This window comes from Maribacter flavus, assembly GCF_008386635.1.
Classification (GTDB): Bacteria; Bacteroidota; Bacteroidia; order Flavobacteriales; family Flavobacteriaceae; genus Maribacter; species Maribacter flavus.
In genome coordinates this window covers 2,240,540-2,256,374 of record NZ_VUOE01000001.1, presented here as the reverse complement: position 1 = coordinate 2,256,374, position 15,835 = coordinate 2,240,540, and the positions used below count along the sequence as shown (strand labels likewise).

15 protein-coding genes and 1 tRNA gene are annotated in these 15,835 nt (G+C 41.6%); 6 read left to right on the top strand and 10 right to left on the bottom strand.

All coding sequences use genetic code 11. The features are described from left to right. Nucleotides 1–1,029 carry an AraC family transcriptional regulator gene (locus F0361_RS09715; protein WP_154918312.1) on the bottom strand — a complete coding sequence of 343 codons (1,029 nt, stop codon included), beginning with the start codon at nt 1,027–1,029 and terminating at the stop codon, nt 1–3. Between the two features lie 162 nt (nt 1,030–1,191). Next, entirely contained in the window at nt 1,192–2,235 is a 1,044-nt protein-coding gene (locus F0361_RS09710) for a helix-turn-helix domain-containing protein (protein WP_154918310.1), read from the bottom strand. Between the two features lie 251 nt (nt 2,236–2,486). Between F0361_RS09710 and F0361_RS09705 the strand changes: the two genes are divergently transcribed. After that, on the top strand, nt 2,487–2,648 hold the full coding sequence (locus tag F0361_RS09705; RefSeq protein WP_138257196.1) for a DUF1328 domain-containing protein: 162 nt from the start codon (nt 2,487–2,489) through the stop codon (nt 2,646–2,648). A 49-nt stretch (nt 2,649–2,697) separates the two neighbouring features. Next, nucleotides 2,698–2,880, top strand: coding sequence for a hypothetical protein (locus F0361_RS09700; RefSeq protein ID WP_154918308.1), 183 nt, complete (start codon nt 2,698–2,700; stop codon nt 2,878–2,880). A 51-nt stretch (nt 2,881–2,931) separates the two neighbouring features. Here F0361_RS09700 and F0361_RS09695 read toward each other — a convergent pair whose 3' ends face one another. Together F0361_RS09695 and F0361_RS09690 are read right to left on the bottom strand one after the other, a co-directional pair. Then, nucleotides 2,932–4,491 (bottom strand): DUF748 domain-containing protein, encoded by a 1,560-nt coding sequence (locus F0361_RS09695; RefSeq protein ID WP_154918306.1) that lies wholly within the window; start codon nt 4,489–4,491, stop codon nt 2,932–2,934. A gap of 61 nt (nt 4,492–4,552) precedes the next feature. Next, the gene (locus F0361_RS09690) at nt 4,553–4,957 is read right to left on the bottom strand and encodes an arsenate reductase family protein (RefSeq protein WP_211361152.1); all 405 of its coding nucleotides are present in this window, start codon (nt 4,955–4,957) and stop codon (nt 4,553–4,555) included. A gap of 136 nt (nt 4,958–5,093) precedes the next feature. On the opposite strand from F0361_RS09690, the gene cls reads away from it, so the two are divergent. Continuing rightward, nucleotides 5,094–6,518 carry a cardiolipin synthase gene (gene cls / locus F0361_RS09685; RefSeq protein WP_154918304.1) on the top strand — a complete coding sequence of 475 codons (1,425 nt, stop codon included), beginning with the start codon at nt 5,094–5,096 and terminating at the stop codon, nt 6,516–6,518. A 10-nt stretch (nt 6,519–6,528) separates the two neighbouring features. Further along, nucleotides 6,529–7,128, top strand: coding sequence for a hypothetical protein (locus F0361_RS09680; protein WP_317131734.1), 600 nt, complete (start codon nt 6,529–6,531; stop codon nt 7,126–7,128). An 8-nt stretch (nt 7,129–7,136) separates the two neighbouring features. Here the strand turns inward: F0361_RS09680 and F0361_RS09675 are convergent, their stop codons facing one another. The 6 genes from F0361_RS09675 to hisC all read right to left on the bottom strand — a co-directional run bounded on the left by F0361_RS09675 (nt 7,137) and on the right by hisC (nt 14,830). After that, on the bottom strand, nt 7,137–8,660 hold the full coding sequence (locus F0361_RS09675) for a GH3 family domain-containing protein (protein WP_154918303.1): 1,524 nt from the start codon (nt 8,658–8,660) through the stop codon (nt 7,137–7,139). A gap of 214 nt (nt 8,661–8,874) precedes the next feature. Next, nucleotides 8,875–9,753, bottom strand: coding sequence for a flavin reductase family protein (locus F0361_RS09670; protein ID WP_154918301.1), 879 nt, complete (start codon nt 9,751–9,753; stop codon nt 8,875–8,877). Nucleotides 9,754–9,756: 3 nt separating this feature from the next. Further along, entirely contained in the window at nt 9,757–10,986 is a 1,230-nt protein-coding gene (fahA, locus tag F0361_RS09665) for a fumarylacetoacetase (RefSeq protein ID WP_154918552.1), read from the bottom strand. 22 nt (nt 10,987–11,008) lie between these two features. Continuing rightward, on the bottom strand, nt 11,009–12,169 hold the full coding sequence (locus F0361_RS09660) for a homogentisate 1,2-dioxygenase (RefSeq protein ID WP_154918300.1): 1,161 nt from the start codon (nt 12,167–12,169) through the stop codon (nt 11,009–11,011). A 359-nt stretch (nt 12,170–12,528) separates the two neighbouring features. Beyond that, complete coding sequence (gene hppD / locus F0361_RS09655) at nt 12,529–13,659, bottom strand: 4-hydroxyphenylpyruvate dioxygenase (RefSeq protein WP_138257188.1); 1,131 nt, start codon at nt 13,657–13,659, stop codon at nt 12,529–12,531. Between the two features lie 46 nt (nt 13,660–13,705). Continuing rightward, nucleotides 13,706–14,830: a histidinol-phosphate transaminase gene (hisC, locus tag F0361_RS09650; RefSeq protein WP_154918298.1), complete on the bottom strand. Its 1,125-nt coding sequence runs from the start codon at nt 14,828–14,830 to the stop codon at nt 13,706–13,708. Nucleotides 14,831–14,926: 96 nt separating this feature from the next. Between hisC and F0361_RS09645 the strand changes: the two genes are divergently transcribed. Both F0361_RS09645 and F0361_RS09640 read left to right on the top strand, forming a co-directional pair. After that, nucleotides 14,927–15,379, top strand: coding sequence for a MarR family winged helix-turn-helix transcriptional regulator (locus F0361_RS09645; RefSeq protein WP_138257186.1), 453 nt, complete (start codon nt 14,927–14,929; stop codon nt 15,377–15,379). Nucleotides 15,380–15,492: 113 nt separating this feature from the next. Next, nucleotides 15,493–15,566, top strand: a tRNA-Arg gene (locus F0361_RS09640). The last annotated feature ends 269 nt before the right edge of the window (nt 15,567–15,835 follow it).

Here is a 15,835-nt window from a genome sequence, read left to right as displayed (position 1 = left end):
TTAATCAATCTTTCCCGTTTTTAGGTATTTCCGATAATCCGTTGGTAGGATTCCATAGGATTCTTGAAAAATTTTGGAAAAATAGCTTCTGCTTTTGATACCTACCAAGTAAACGATTTCAGAAACCGTAAGATCACTATTCTTTAAATAATCTTTGGAGACTTCCAATTTTAGTTGCCTAATATACTCGTTTACGGTTTTGGAATAGAGTAACTTGAAGCCCAATTGTAATTTTTTGGGAGTCAATCCAGATTTTCTTGAAAGTACCTCGATAGAAATGGTTCCCGATATATTATCTATAATATACTCTGAAAGCGTGTTTATTTTTTTGATGTCCTCCTTGGACAGTGATTCCATTGCACATTCCTTGGTTTCAAAATTGTGATGTTCCAATAGTTGTAATGAAAGAATTAGGTAAATCCTCCCTTCAATGGACAAGGTCCGCATTATGCCGCTCTCATGAACATTGTCCAACTGCTTTACCTCATTGGCTATTTTTAGGCTATAACTACCTCCATGGGAATAAGGAATAATGTTTTTTTCATCTTTGAATACGGACAATAACAGTTCATTTAAGTGACTGACATTATTATTCTTTTTTTTCAAATATTCCTTCTTGAAGATTCTAATCATATTCACCTTTAGTTCTTTATTAGATGGAAAAATGAAGTTTTTTTCCTGAAATCGTTCCGGTGAAATAATGATGTTTTGGAATTGTTCCAACTCCAATTTTTCGCCCAAATGGCCCTCCTTATATGTAAGTCCACCTTTTGAAATAAAAATGAACTCCAAGGGTGAAACTCCCTTTGATTTTACGGTAAGCTTAATGTCATCAAAAAAAGTAAGGTCCAAATCAAACAATGATACGCCCCAATCAAACTCCATACTCCTAATAATACCCTTTCCTAGCTCATTATCAAAGGTAACTACACGTTCTCCCCATTGTTCTTGCAAAGACCCTTTAAGGTTCTCTTTGAAGCCAAGAAGCATATCTTCATCCCTCACACTATTTATAAGAATCTCTTTCATAGCTATTTAAACTTAAAAACAACTAATGCAAAGAAATTGGAATTTTATAGTTTCGGTTAACAATTATGAAACGTTGATTAACACAATTGCGATGCTTTGGGGGTAAAAATTTTGTTAAAAAAACAAATGGAGTCACTATTTGCTCAACTGTGACTCAATAGATTAAGTGGTTTTCGAACGCTCTTTTTGAGGCTTTAATATTTTTAGATACTGGGTGGGTGTCATGGCATAGCGCTCCTTAAATAGCTTTGAAAAATAACTTCTTGAGTTGATGCCAATTTTATAGGTAATCTCAGTTATGTTGAGATCGGTCCTTTCCATCAATCCCTTCGCCATTTCCATACGCTCGTTTCTGATGTAATTGTTTACTGACATTCCGTAAAGATGTTGAAAACCGTTCTGTAAGGTATTTTGGTTAAGGCCGACTCTTTTGGCCAGCGCGATGATATTGTCTACCTGATCTAATTCACTGGAAATGATTTCCGCGGCCTCTTCCAACTTTTTAACGGTAGCCTGTCTTAGTATTTTTCTATTATCTGGATCTGAAGAATCATCCACATACTGTCTTAAGTGATGGGCCACAATTTCATAACACTTCCCTTCGATAAAAACACTCCTAGGAAAACCGGATAATTCGCACTGCTTTATTTCCTCAATGCACTTGGCGATGTCCAAACTATAATTGGCCTTATAAAAAAAAAGGTTGACCCCGTTCACATCCCTAAAAAGGGCTTCAAGGTCAGAATCCATATCCGGCAGAAAATCCCCTATTTTTTCCTCGAACCTTTTACGGTTGATTTCAATGTTAAAAAAACAAATAGGTTCTACCGCCGGTAGAATTACCATATTACTATGTTTTCCATTGCTAGATATCATTGCGCTCTCCAAATGCCGTATCTCATGGGCATCTTCCTTGCCGTTAAACCTATGGACAAAACTGGACTCTTTGTTATAGATAATTTCCAATGGTTGCACCAAAGATGGGTTGAGCTCAAAACGAACCTCCTCCTTTAATCGCACATCTAAATCCATCAATGCCACCCCATGGGAAAATGACATGGCCATGATGGTACCTGTACCGGATTCCTTTGGGATATCAATACAAATCTCATTGTTTTCGGTTTCGTAATCAACTTTTAAACGACCTGCAATATCCTTGACAACGTCTACTAGGCTAAGTTCCTTAAGTTCTTTTTTTTCGGCCATTAGTATTATGTGATATGCGTACAAGATAAAACAAATTTTAATCATGATTCGCTTATCAATTCAACTGTAATGAACAAGGTTAAAGGGTGACCAGCTCCAAAATAAATCTCTCAAAACACCAAAATAAACTATTATTTGAATGAGTCAAGGATAACGTTTATACAACAAAGACTATCAGACAATTAGTATCATCTTTGGGTATGGAAAAAGGGAGTGACCTTTTAGTACATTAACCAATAAATACACATATTATGTTAAAATGGACAATTATATTTATAGTACTAGCCATCATAGCAGGAATTTTAGGATTTGGCGGTATTGCGGCAGGAGCCGCGGGTATAGCGAAAGTACTTTTCTTTATTTTCATAGTACTTTTTCTTATTTCACTTATTAGAGGAAAAAAAGTGGTTTAAATTACCTAAAAACAACCTTTAACAGATTAATAACCCAAAATTAAAAACGATGAGAAAGTCATTATTAATGTTCCTGTTCTGTCTAATGACGGTTGGAATTGCATTAAGTTGTCGAGAAGAAAAATCGGCTGGTGAGAAAATTGAAGATGGCGTAGAGGAATTAGGCGAAGATATTGAAGACGGAGTCGAAGAAGTGGAAGATGCCGTAGAAGATGTGGCCGATGACCATTAAAATAAATTCACAAACTTAAAAGAGGGCCATGCCCTCTTTTTTTATGCCCTTTCACTTCCTTTTCCCACTTCCGGTAACCACATCAATTAATCCGTCTTCCAAACCGACCCATAGATAGTTGAAAAAAGACTTGTTCCGATTTCTTTCCACTTCCATTGTTCCATGTCGATAACCATCGTCATCAACCTTGGAACCGTCATTGATAAACAGATTACCTATAAATGACATAATCTTTTTTACGTGGCTTCTCTCTTTGTTCAAAAGTTCCAGTTTAAAATCCTCGTAGTTCATTTTGATATCGCCCTGTGCCATAAAATCCCCGCCACTTAAGGTAAAAAACATCTGATCTATGGTTCCCTGGGCCCGTAATCTGGCATTTGGCACCAAAAAATCGTTTAAAGTGGAAGTTTCCATATTGCTCAATCCGCCAGAAATGATGAAAGTCTCCTTAGGGTCAAAGACATCAAATTTCCAGTCGAGGTCCAGTTCCCCATTTCCCATAAAGTTGGCGTTGATTCTAATATCCACGGTTTCCCCTTCATTTTCCGTATTTGAAAAATTACTAATATGCGCCCCAAGGTTTTCAAATGTAAGGACACCCGGTCGTACATTGTTTGGGGCATCTTCTTCATAGCTGAGAAACCCGTTGGCCAGTTCAATACCCTTTATTTGAAGTTTTATGGGCAACTGCCGGATAAGTTGGGAATATAATGGCCTTATTTTTGGGTTTTCCATAAGACTTTTGTCCCTATAAACATTAAGAAAGGGCTCATAAGCCACCACGGTATCCATTTGCAATTCCAGTACTTCATCAATGACGGTTAGGTCGTGTTTTTCTATTCTTATTTCGGGAACCTTTAATGAAACATGGTCCCTTTCGTAACTGATCTTTTCGCTGAGTTCCCTGCGTGTATATTTCGTTTTGAATTCAAGCTCCATAATTTCTATAGACTCGTTATCCATTTGATAAGACCCCACCTCAAATTCCTCATATTCCCCGGAAGGTCCACTTATCTGATTGAATGAAAATTGGTATTCCCCAAACTCCATAGGGATATAGTCCTTGATTTTTTCTGTATCCGTAGCGACTTCCTTTATTACAAAATCCAGGGTGCCCACGTTCAACAATTGCTTTTCCCCGTTGGAATCCCAAATTTCCATATGGCCATCCTTCAAAGTGATAGTGTTTACGGATATCGGCTTTAATAAATGAATGGGCGTATTCCCTTTGGACGCGGTCGTAGTATCTGCAGGGCAGGTCTTAAATGTAAGGTTGGGTTTGGACAAAAGGATTTCGGTCGCATGGATCTCACCCTTAAGGAACAAGCGCCAATAACTGAACCCCTTGATGGCTATTTTTTCCATATTCGCTGAAATCTCACAAGAGGAGGTTTGCCTACCCAAATTGTTCACGACCGGATTTTCAAAATCCAGATTTCCCTTTATGAGGCTTATATCCAATTGATCATAGGAATATTGGACATGGGAAGGCACTTTCCGTTCCAAGAATTCTGCAATCGCCTTCTTCATTTGCCATTCAGCGAAAAAATAGAGTCCGATCGAAAGTATTAAAAACCCCAATAGCCAAATACTGATTTTTTTAAAGTTCATTCACTACTGGGTTGAAGATTTAGGCGAAGGAGTAACCGTTCACCCTAATAAATTAAAATAATCAGGATTCCTTTAATCCGGCACTATCCGGAGCAATGAATTTTTTAAAACTCGCCGCATTATCCAATACTATGTACTTTTCCCCGTTTACCGCTATGGGGTGCTTAAGAAGATGTGGTTCCTTTTGAAGGATTTTTATACAATCGTTTTCGTCCAGGTCCTGTCCCTGTTCCCCATAGACATTTAAAAAATCCGGATGGTCCATAGCGATCAAATCCTTGATATCCTTGTTCAGACCATCGGCCAATTCTACCCATTGGGTGCCTGTGACCTCCGTTTTTGAAATATCTACGGCTAGATTCTTTTTTTTCGAAGACTGAACATAGGCGTGTATTTGTTTACCAATAGTATTTTCAGAACTATAGTATAAAGTAATTTGTCTTTTATCCATTGCGATGGTGCCCATTTTCTTTAATTTTTAAATTTAATATCCTATCCCGCCCTTGCTTGACCCATTTCAAATAAAAAGTGTCGGTTATGCTATCAGGGCCAAAAAACACTTAAAAAATACATTATATTGTTGATTCCTTTAAAGATACAAAATGAACACCTTTCTTTGGATAGGCTACTTTACCGTAACCATTTGGAGTATTGTCAACATTATATTCTATGGTCAGCGTTCCACGAAGATGATCAGTTGGTCCCTTGCCGTCATCATACTCCCCTTTTTAGGCCCCATTTTATACTACCTTTTTGGTATAAACCGCAGGAAATTTAAACTGTTCAAGCTTAAGCAGACTGAAAAGCGCAAGCTGTATTCGGAAACATATAAGGAGCTTAAAGGCGGGGAACAGAGTGTTCATGATTTTTCGAATTACAAACATGATAAGATTGCCTCCTTAATAAGAAAGAACAGTTATTTTGCCCCATATGAAAACAACACTATAGAACTCCTGAATGATGGGGAATCGGCATTTGGGGCCATTTTTGATGCTATAGAAAAAGCGGAAAAGTTTATACATATCCAATACTATATTTTGGAAAAAGGAGACCTTTTGGATAGGTTTTATGAACTATTTTCCAAAAAAATAACCGAAGGGGTGGAAATTCGCATACTTTACGATGCTTTGGGAAGCCATTCCATACGCGGGAAGGTCGTTAAGCGATTTAAGGATATAGGGGTCAAGGTTTTCTCTTCTATGCCCATAAGATTTGGCAATCTGCTGTTTACCTTAAACTATCGTAACCATAGAAAAATAGTAGTCATTGATGGAAAGGTAGGTTTTACAGGTGGCTTTAACGTATCGGACAAATACATCAAATCCATATCGGAACTGGGGGTGTGGCAGGACCTACATCTTAAATTACAGGGACCCGTAGTGAATAGCCTGCAACGGGTTTTCATCAAAGATTATCACTTTGCCAGTGATGAGGACCTTTTGTTACAGGACAAATACTTTCCAAAATTTGACGGTAAAGGGGAAAGTATCGCCCAAGTGGTATCCAGTGGTCCGGATTCCAAATATCCCGCTATCATGCAGCAATATCTGGCAATGATCAATAGCGCGAAAAAAAGCATATGCATAGCCAACCCCTATTTCATTCCTGGGATGCCCGTTTTGGAGGCCCTACAAATAGCCTCGCTCAGTGGTGTGGAAGTAAACCTCCTGACCCCCAAGGTTTCTGATTCGTTGTTGGCGAAGTACAGTATGTTCTCCGGTTTCGAGGCACTGCTTAATGTTGGGGCGAACATTTATCTGAGGCCTGATTTCTCCCATAGCAAGGTTATTATCATTGATGGCGAAATCGCATCGGTGGGATCGGGAAATTTTGATTACCGAAGTTTTGAGCATAACTTTGAAACCAATGTCCTAATTTATGATAAGGATATAGCCAAAAAAATCGAGGAAATATTCTTTGGCCATTGCAAAAAGGACATCCAATTGGAATTGGTTTCCTTTAAAAAGCGTTCCATTTTCATCAAGTTTATGGAGGGTCTCGCTAAATTCTTTAGCCCATTACTTTAATACCGAAATTTTGAACTTTATAGCCGCACTAGTACCGATCCTATTTATGCAAGCCACCCAGCCACATATCATACCCGAGGAAATTAAAGAGGAAGCCCTGATAGCCTTGTCACACTATCCGGAACTGGCGAATACGCCCATCGAGTTCAAGTTCAAGAAACACATTGAAAAATCGACCATGCAGGCCCAACCCGCATTTTGGAGTGTTTTTAGTAGAAAAAAGAACCGGAAGTATAAAATATTAATCAGTAAGAAAATCAAAATTGCCGATAGTGTCTATCTCACCAAGGACATTCCCTCTAAAATTATGATCGGTTGGCTGGGCCATGAATTGGGCCACATCATGGATTTTAGAAATCGCAGTGGACTCAATCTCATTGGTTTTGGTATCAGATACCTATCATCCAAAAGATACATTCGGAAGGCGGAGCGTAGGGCGGATTCCTTTGCCGTAATCCATGGTATGGAGGATTATATATTGGCGACCAAGGAGTTTATTCTGAAAAAGGCCGGACTCACTGAAAGGTATGTTAATAGGATCAAACGCCTGTACTTAAGTCCGGAAGAAATAATGCTATTGGTTGAGGAGCGGGATGCCGTTGTTGATTAAATCGAAAACTATAGTTCTTTTTGGACAAAGTCCTCCCATTCTTGGAATTTGTCCTCGTCCATGACACGCTCCATTTTAACCTGTCCGCCCTTTTTCTTGTTCCGGTCGTTCCATTCGTAAAAAACATCGGGTTTCACGACAAATACCTTGACCCCTTGCAAGGCCTTTGAGCGTGCCACCTTATAGTTCTTGTTCGCATTTTTTAAGGACTCGTCCAGGGTAGCTGCCGCTTTCTTAAGGTCCAGTTGGGCATCGGTTCCCAAATACCACGTATGATAAAATCCGTCGTCGTACTTTTTTGCACAAAGCGTATATTCCGGTACCTCCACATCAAATGCATCCTCCAGTTCCTGCAGGGCATCGTCCAATTTATTAACCGATAGTTGGGAACCAACGGTATTTAGAAAAAACTTGGTCCGGCCCGTAATCTTGATTTCGGCCCGTTCCACATCGGTAAATTCTATAGTATCCCCAATAAGATAACGCCAAGCACCGCTAACGGTACTAATGATCAACACATAATTTTGACCTTTTTCCACCTCAGCAAGCGTCACCGATTTCGCTTCTTGGCTTAGTGACCCATCTTCTTGTATCAAATCTGGGTCAAAGGGAACAAACTCGAAATAGATACCGTTGTCCGTCACCAACTTCATGGCATCCGTTTCCGGTCTCGCCTGGAAAGCGATAAACCCTTCAGACGCTAAATACGTATCAATAACCGTTATTGGGCGACCCATTAAGGCATTGAAACTCTTCTCATAAGGACCAAAAGCGACACCCCCGGAAGTGTAGACCTCCAGATTGGGCCAAATCTCATGGATGTTTTTGAGATTATGGGCCTTTATGACCTCTTTCAACATCAACTCTATCCAGGAAGGGATACCGCTAAGTCCTCCAATATCCCAATTGGGAGCCTCGGCTACTATTTTTTCCACGCGTTCGTCCCAATCGTCTATCTTGGCGATTTCCTCACCAGGTTTGTAATAGCCCCGGAACCATGAAGGGATATTACTGGCACTTATGCCACTTATTTCACCTTCCAAATGGTCCTTTTGTTCAATAAGGTCTGTAGAGCTACCCAGCATCAAAATACCCTTTTCAAAAAAATCAGATGGAAAATCAAAATTACTCAGGGCCAATACCTGCTTGATACCGGCCCAACGAATTGCTTTGATCATTTCTTCCGTTACGGGAATCCGCTTACTGGTCTTTCCCGTGGTTCCGGAGCTTAGTGCGAAGTAATCCGGATTGCCGGGCCAAGTGACGTTTTCCGCGCCTTTATGGATCTTTTCCCACCAATTGGCACTAATGGAATTGTAGTCAAAATAGGGAACGGTTTCCGCAAAAGTGCGCTGAATGTCCTCGGAGGAAAGGATTTCAGGAAATTTATAGGCGGTTCCAAATTGCGTTTCGGTTGCAGACTCCAATAGGGATTTAAGAACTTCCTTTTGTTCCGCAACAGGATCGGATTCTCCAGAAATTGTACCGGTAACATCTATAATACCTTTAATAACACTTCCAATGATTGGCATAACGTATACTTTTGGTTATTGATAAAATTAACACTCCTCCATCATCGAGCTTCCTCAAAAGGACTTTTGTTTGACTGCTTTGAAAGTTTGTTTTTTATTCATTATGAATCACCCTACTTGACAAAACGTTGATTATGTAAGCCCTTAAAGGAATACCATACAATCTTTTATATCAATGGATTATCCCGCTACCTACGGATTTTGAACTATATCCCTACTGAATACACAAAAGCGCCAGGGCCTCCTCTGTCCGATTCTCGTTCAGCCATTGCTGGGCCAACTTATGGATTTTTACGGTATCCATGGAGCTTTCCAACAGTTCCTTGATTTTGGGTAAAGCCGCAATCCTATCGATGGATTCCTGTGTGGGAAGGGCCTCCAGGTTCCCCAATCGGCCTAAATTATTTCCCGTTAAAACGGTACTGTTCCGTACTTTTTCGGGTAGTTGATCCACGCCGATTCCTTGGTTTCTTATAGGTTTTGGAATCTCAAAAAGCGATGTCCCACTGGAACGTGTATACCAATTACCGCCCATGCGGCCCACAAGATCCAATTTTTGGGTATCCAATTGTGCGTCCTTGTCCAGATAGGCCTCGTTGATATGCACCAATTCCACTTTTGCCAAAATCAGGTTTCCGGCTCCCGGGGTATCGGCCAGTTCAATGACTTCCGTGACCGAACATTCAATGGCCACCGGCGCCTCCCCTACCCTGGGCGGTTTCACCTTTTCGCTGGGGACCTCCGTAAATCCCGCCTTCACAAATTCATTGACGCCCTTGTCGTACGAAGTACTGGCCAAGGACATTTGCTCCACCATGGGGTAGTTGACAATATTGATCACCACCTCCGGCACTTCCAGTACATTCTGATGGGAATGCTTCATGGATCCGTCACGTCCGCTTCGATTGGGTGAAAAAATCATGATGGGCGGATTGATACTGAAAATATTGAAATAACTATAGGGGCTTAAATTGACATTGCCATCTTTATCCACCGTACTGGCAAAACAAATGGGACGTGGCGCTACGGCCGATAAAAGATAGGCATGTAGTTCCTGTTGGGAAACCTTTTTTGGATCTATGGTCTTTATCATATATTATTTTTTAGCGGGAAGAATTTTTCCCGAAACTTCACCGAAACCTACCTTTATAAAATCCCTTTCCGCAATCCCCTTCATGGTTATGGTGTCATTATCTTCTATAAATGTTCGGGTTTGTCCGTTTGTAAGCGGAATTGTTTTTTTACCGCCCCAAGAAAGCTCCAAAAGCGAGCCGTAGGCCGTTTCGTCCTTCCCGGAAATGGTACCGGAGGCCATCATATCGCCTACTTTCACATTACATCCGTTTACGGTGTGGTGCGCCAACTGTTGGGCCATGTTCCAATACATATATTTGAAATTGGAACGGCAGATGGTTTGGGTTTCCGAATGTTCAGGGGTGAGGGTCACTTCCAAATCGATATCATAATTATGGGCACCCTCGATTTTTAAATAGGGAAGCACTTCCGGGTCTTGTTCGGGTCCCGATACCTTAAAGGGTTCCAAGGCCTCTAAGGTCACGATCCACGGGGAAATGGACGAAGCAAAACTTTTGCCCAAAAAAGGTCCTAAGGGAACATATTCCCATTTCTGGATATCGCGGGCGGACCAATCGTTGAACAACACCATGCCAAAGATATAGTTCGATGCCTTATCCACAGGAATGGATTCCCCCAATTCGGTTTCCTTCCCAACAATAAACGCCATCTCCAGTTCAAAATCCAACCGACCGGAAGGTTTAAAAACGGGTGCTTCCGCTCCTTTTGGCAATATTTGCCCTTTGGGTCGGTGTATGTTGGTACCACTTACCACTATGGACGATGCCCTGCCATGATAGCCCACGGGAAGGTGCTTCCAATTGGGCAGCAGCGCGTTTTCAGGGTCCCGGAACATTTTGCCCACATTGGTGGCATGCTCCAAACTGCTGTAAAAATCCGTATAATCCCCAATTTGGACGGGAAGATGCATGGTAGCCTTTTCTTGGGGTACGAAGGCATCGGGTATATGTTTAAGGGGTGAAGCCTCCTCCATCAGCAACCGTTGTACCTCTAACCGAACCTTATTGGTAATCGGTTTACCGAGGGCGATAAAATCGTTCAGACTGGATTGCAAAAAATAGCGTGCTTCCACCGCCAATACATCGGCCTTGGCCAAAACAGAAAGGTCCACGATCTGTTCGCCTATGGCCATACCGGCCCTAGGGCCTTTTCCATCGGCAGAAAATATCCCAAAAGGCAAATTATAAATAGTGAAATCCGAATTTTGTGGTACGTGTACCCAAGTGGTCAAAGGCTTCATCAGAATTGGGTTTTTACGAATTCAACCAAGAACGATAGTAGTCCCCATCATCCAATTTTAGGGCGTTTTCCGTAACCATCAAGGGTTTAAAGGTATCTATCATAACTGCCAATTCTTCGGAGCCTTTCTGGCCGATACTTCGCTCCACGGCACCCGGATGTGGACCGTGGGGGATACCGGCAGGATGTAAGGAAATATTGCCCGGGGCCACTCCGTTACGGCTCATAAAATCACCGTCCACATAGTACAGTACCTCATCGGAATCTATGTTGGAATGGTTGTAGGGAGCCGGAATGGATTTTGGATGATAATCGTACAGTCTGGGCACAAAGGAACAAATTACAAACGCCGATGTCTCAAAGGTCTGATGTACCGGTGGCGGTTGGTGTATCCTCCCGGTAATCGGTTCAAAATTATGGATTGAAAATCCGTAGGGATAATTGTAACCGTCCCAACCCACGACATCAAAAGGATGCCCTTTGTATATCATTTCATGCAGCGTTCCCTGTTTTTTGACCTTCATGAGATGGTCATCCAGATCCGTGAAGGTTTCCAAATCTTGGGGGAGTTTATAGTCCCGCTCACAGTACGGGGAATGTTCCAACAACTGCCCGAACCAATTTCTATACCTTTTCGGGGTGTAAATGGGCGTGAAGGACTCCGCGTAAAAAATCCGGTTGTCCACAGAATTAAAATCGATTTGATAGATCACCCCTCTAGGAATAATCAGATAATCGCCATATTCAAAGGGAATATTACCAAAAATAGTTCGCAACGTACCCGTACCCTTGTGGATGAAGAGCATTTCATCCGCATCGGCATTTTTATAGAAATAATCCGTGACGGATTTCCGTGGCGCCGCTACGCCTATATGCACATCATTATTGATCAATAGGGGTTCCCGTGCCTCCAGAAAGTCGTCCTTGGGTTCCACATTAAAACTCACCAATTTTAGCGAACGAATGTGTTTTTCCAGGGCGATTTTTGGGGACATATCCGTGCTCTTTACAATTTCCTTGACCATAGTGGGCCTATTGTGGTGATAGAGCAGCGAGGACATGCCATCAAAACCTATGGTGCCGAACAATTGCTCCGAATACAGTTCCCCATCCGGCCTACGGAACTGCGTGTGCCGTTTTGGGGGTATGTTTCCTTGTTTATGATATATGGGCATCGAATTTTATTTTAATTGTTCCTTACTTTTAAAGTTAGTCATTTTAGTACATGTGGCATAAAAGCGGCAAAAGCCGTAAATCAGGACTTTACCACGATTCACTTTGTACTGAATGTTGTGCCGACGAAGTCGGTATGGCTTTTGCGCCGGATAAGCGATGCCAAAGCCCCGAAATTCAGCCAGGCATTGGCATGGCGCGGGGTTTGGCGAGCGGTTTTTGACTTGCTTAAAGTCAAAAATCCCACTCAAAAGTGTCGTTTGTTTTGGTTCGTTTTCTTTGGACAAGCAAAGAAAATGAACAATTTTATACTATGACCTTCACACTTACAACCACAATACTTTTATCCCGAGCATTGGTTTTACAAAGTACCCCTCAACTCTTGCTCCCGCTCAATGGCCTCGAACAATGCCTTAAAGTTTCCTTTTCCAAAGGAAGTAGCTCCTTTTCTTTGAATGATTTCAAAGAACATGGTGGGCCTTGCCTGTACCGTTTTGGTGAAAATCTGTAACAAATAACCTTCATCGTCACGATCCACCAAAATTCCCAGTTTTCGCAGGGAATCTATATCCTCGTCTATTTTACCCACCCTTTCGGTTAGCACATCATAATAGGTGGTGGGAACGGTCAAAAATTCCACCCCCCTGCTTTTAAGGTCGGATACCGTTTTCACGATATCGTCCGTAGCTACAGCTATATGCTGTACCCCTTCGCCTTCGTAAAATTCGAGATATTCGTCCACTTGGGATTTTTTCTTTCCGGGAGCCGGTTCGTTAATAGGGAATTTGATACGCCCGTTACCGTTACTCATCACCTTGCTCATGAGGGCCGTGTATTCTGTAGAAATATCCTTATCATCAAAGGAAAGAATCTGTTTGAAGCCCATGACATCCTCGTAGAACTTCACCCAATAGTTCATTTTTCCCTCTTCCACATTTCCTACCATGTGGTCCACAAATTTGAGTCCGGCGGACTCTGGCTTATAGTCTGATTCCCATTTCCGATATCCGGGCAAAAAGACCCCGTTATAATCCTTTCGTTCCACAAAGATATGGACTACCTCTCCGTAGGTGTGAATTCCGGAACGCACCACTTTTCCGTGATCATCTTCCTCCACTTGGGGTTTCATAAAGCTTTTGGCGCCCCGTTTCACAGCCTCTTCATAAGCATACGTAGCATCATCTACCCAAAGGGCAGTTACCTTAACGCCATCGCCGTGTTTATCGATATGCTTACCTACTTCCGTACCACTTTTTAAAGGGGATGTTAATACCAACCGAATTTTGTCCTGTTGGACGACATAGGACTCAAACTCCCTACTCCCGGTCTCCAAGCCTTTGTAGGCCAAGGATTCGAACCCGAAGGCGGTTTTATAAAAATGGGCCGCTTGTTTGGAGTTGCTCACATAGAGTTCCAAATAATCCGTGCCATTAATGGGCATAAAATCAGTTGCTTTATCCTGCTTCTTCTCTGCTGCTATGGTTGTTGACATATGTTTCTATTTTATTGTTATTAATGCAACATAGTTGCTAAATTTTTTACGTTGTTACTTCTTTTTGTTTGATGACCGCTTCCAAGGCATCCAACATAGCGTTATTTGCCGCCCGGGTACCGAATGAGATACGGACTTTACCAGGGGCACCAAAATTACCCACAGGCCGTACCATAATTCCTTTTTGTTCCATCTGTTTTACCAACTCGGTGTCCGATATTGGCGGCTGGATCATGACAAAGTTTCCCTGGGTGGGCCAATATTTAATATGTAATTCCTTCAATCCATGCAACACAAAAGCTCGTTCCTTTCGAACCAAATCCACGGTCTCTTGTACGAATTCCCCATCTTCTAATGCGGCTATAGCCCCTTCCAAGGCCAAGGTGGACAATAAAAAAGGTTTACATATTTTTCGGATGTAACTGCTGATGTGTAACGGTGCATAGCAATACCCTATACGAAGTCCGGCCAACCCGTAGGTCTTGGAAAAACTGTTGATCGCGATGATATTTTTGTTCTGTTTTACAAAGGGAAGCCCTGTCACATAATCCGGGGCATCGGCAAAATGCCGATACACCTCATCCAGAACCACGATTACATGTTCCGGAACTTTGTTCATAAAATCCTCTAAAACGTCTTTTGGAATATAGGTTCCTGAGGGATTGTTGGGCGAAGCCAAAAAGACCAATTTGGTACTATCGGAAATAGCCTTCAAAATACCCTCAAAATCATATTCAAAATTCGTGGTCATAGGTACATTGATTGCCGTTGCTCCCATCCACCTTGTAAACGCAGTATAGGGTAGAAAGCACGGCTGACTCACAATGACGGTATCCCCTTCCCCAAGAAAGGCCTTTGAAATTAGGTCGATAATTTCCGAACCGCTGTTCGTCGTTATAAAATGATCTTCAGAAAGTGCTTGGTCAAAATCCTTTACCAAGGCCTGGCGCAAACGAATATCCGTATTGTCCGGATATTGGCTCAAATCATCAAGCGAAGCCATGAGGGCTTGTCTCACCTTTGGCGAATACCCCAGTGGATTTTCGTTGGAGGACAATTTATGGACTTCAATACCTTGGGGCATTACAATTTTCTTGCTGCCACCTTTATAGGTGCTGTCTTCTAAAATAAATGTTTTGAATTGTATCGACATGATGTTTACTTGGTTCATCAATCCGGTCTAAATCTACAAAAAAAAATCCATTTTGTTGCATTAACAACAATTTTAACGATTTTCTATGTATTTTTGTTCGACGAAAGGCGAAATATGGACCGTACCGAAGGATTTGGCGTATACATTGACCGTACCCTTAAAAAGGTGCAAAGTACTTTTTTACAAGTGTTCGATGATAATGATATTGACCTAACCATTGAACAGTGGGTCATTCTCCAACGGGTGCATTTAGAAGGTACCGATGCTTCCCAGGCAGACATTGCCAAATCCAATTTTAGAAATAGGGCGACGACCTCCCGCGTCATCAGCGGACTTTGCAAAAAGGGTTTGTTGAAAAAATCCCGATTTAGGGACGATCAAAAGCGCTACAAATTGGTGATGACAGAAGAGGGCCAAAAGCTCATGAAAAAAGTACTTCCCTTAATTCAGGATTTAAGGCGGGTCAGTACCATTCATATTTCAGAAGAAGCCTTTGAAACCTTCTATCAGGTCCTGGACCAGTTATACGATAACTTTGATAAATACGACGGATACAAAAAAACTTGACCCAACCCTTCACCATTACCGTATTATCTTTTATTGATTTTGGTTTTAACAGTATGGATTTTTTACTAAATTTGCACCCACATTTAAAAAACCCATTCTTTTAAATGTTCTATGGTCGCGTAGCTCAGCTGGATAGAGCATCTGCCTTCTAAGCAGACGGTCACACGTTCGAATCGTGTCGCGATCACTACACTCGAGAACCACGCCAATTGGCGTGGTTCTTTATTTTTAGGAGAAATGCAAACCTTGTTGCCAGTTCGGACAAAAATAAGGGCCCGCAGCGGTAGCTGCTAGGTTTTGTATTGGCAACTTTGAATGCAATCGTGTCGCGATCACGAGTAAATCTAAACAAGGTTGTAAACAAAGTAAGCTAAAACATAGCTTGCCTTTATTTTTTTGTAAGGATATTATAGCTAGTCACACTTGATTTCATAAATATTCATCAAAAGAAATGCA

Coding starts and splice junctions, on each gene's coding strand:
- F0361_RS09715 (WP_154918312.1), bottom strand. CDS start 1,029: ATGAAAGAGATTCTTATAAATAGTGTGAGGGATGAAGATATGCTTCTT.
- F0361_RS09710 (WP_154918310.1), bottom strand. CDS start 2,235: ATGGCCGAAAAAAAAGAACTTAAGGAACTTAGCCTAGTAGACGTTGTC.
- F0361_RS09705 (WP_138257196.1), top strand. CDS start 2,487: ATGTTAAAATGGACAATTATATTTATAGTACTAGCCATCATAGCAGGA.
- F0361_RS09700 (WP_154918308.1), top strand. CDS start 2,698: ATGAGAAAGTCATTATTAATGTTCCTGTTCTGTCTAATGACGGTTGGA.
- F0361_RS09695 (WP_154918306.1), bottom strand. CDS start 4,491: ATGAACTTTAAAAAAATCAGTATTTGGCTATTGGGGTTTTTAATACTT.
- F0361_RS09690 (WP_211361152.1), bottom strand. CDS start 4,957: ATGGGCACCATCGCAATGGATAAAAGACAAATTACTTTATACTATAGT.
- cls (WP_154918304.1), top strand. CDS start 5,094: ATGAACACCTTTCTTTGGATAGGCTACTTTACCGTAACCATTTGGAGT.
- F0361_RS09675 (WP_154918303.1), bottom strand. CDS start 8,660: ATGCCAATCATTGGAAGTGTTATTAAAGGTATTATAGATGTTACCGGT.
- F0361_RS09670 (WP_154918301.1), bottom strand. CDS start 9,753: ATGATAAAGACCATAGATCCAAAAAAGGTTTCCCAACAGGAACTACAT.
- F0361_RS09660 (WP_154918300.1), bottom strand. CDS start 12,169: ATGCCCATATATCATAAACAAGGAAACATACCCCCAAAACGGCACACG.
- hppD (WP_138257188.1), bottom strand. CDS start 13,659: ATGTCAACAACCATAGCAGCAGAGAAGAAGCAGGATAAAGCAACTGAT.
- hisC (WP_154918298.1), bottom strand. CDS start 14,830: ATGAACCAAGTAAACATCATGTCGATACAATTCAAAACATTTATTTTA.
- F0361_RS09645 (WP_138257186.1), top strand. CDS start 14,927: ATGGACCGTACCGAAGGATTTGGCGTATACATTGACCGTACCCTTAAA.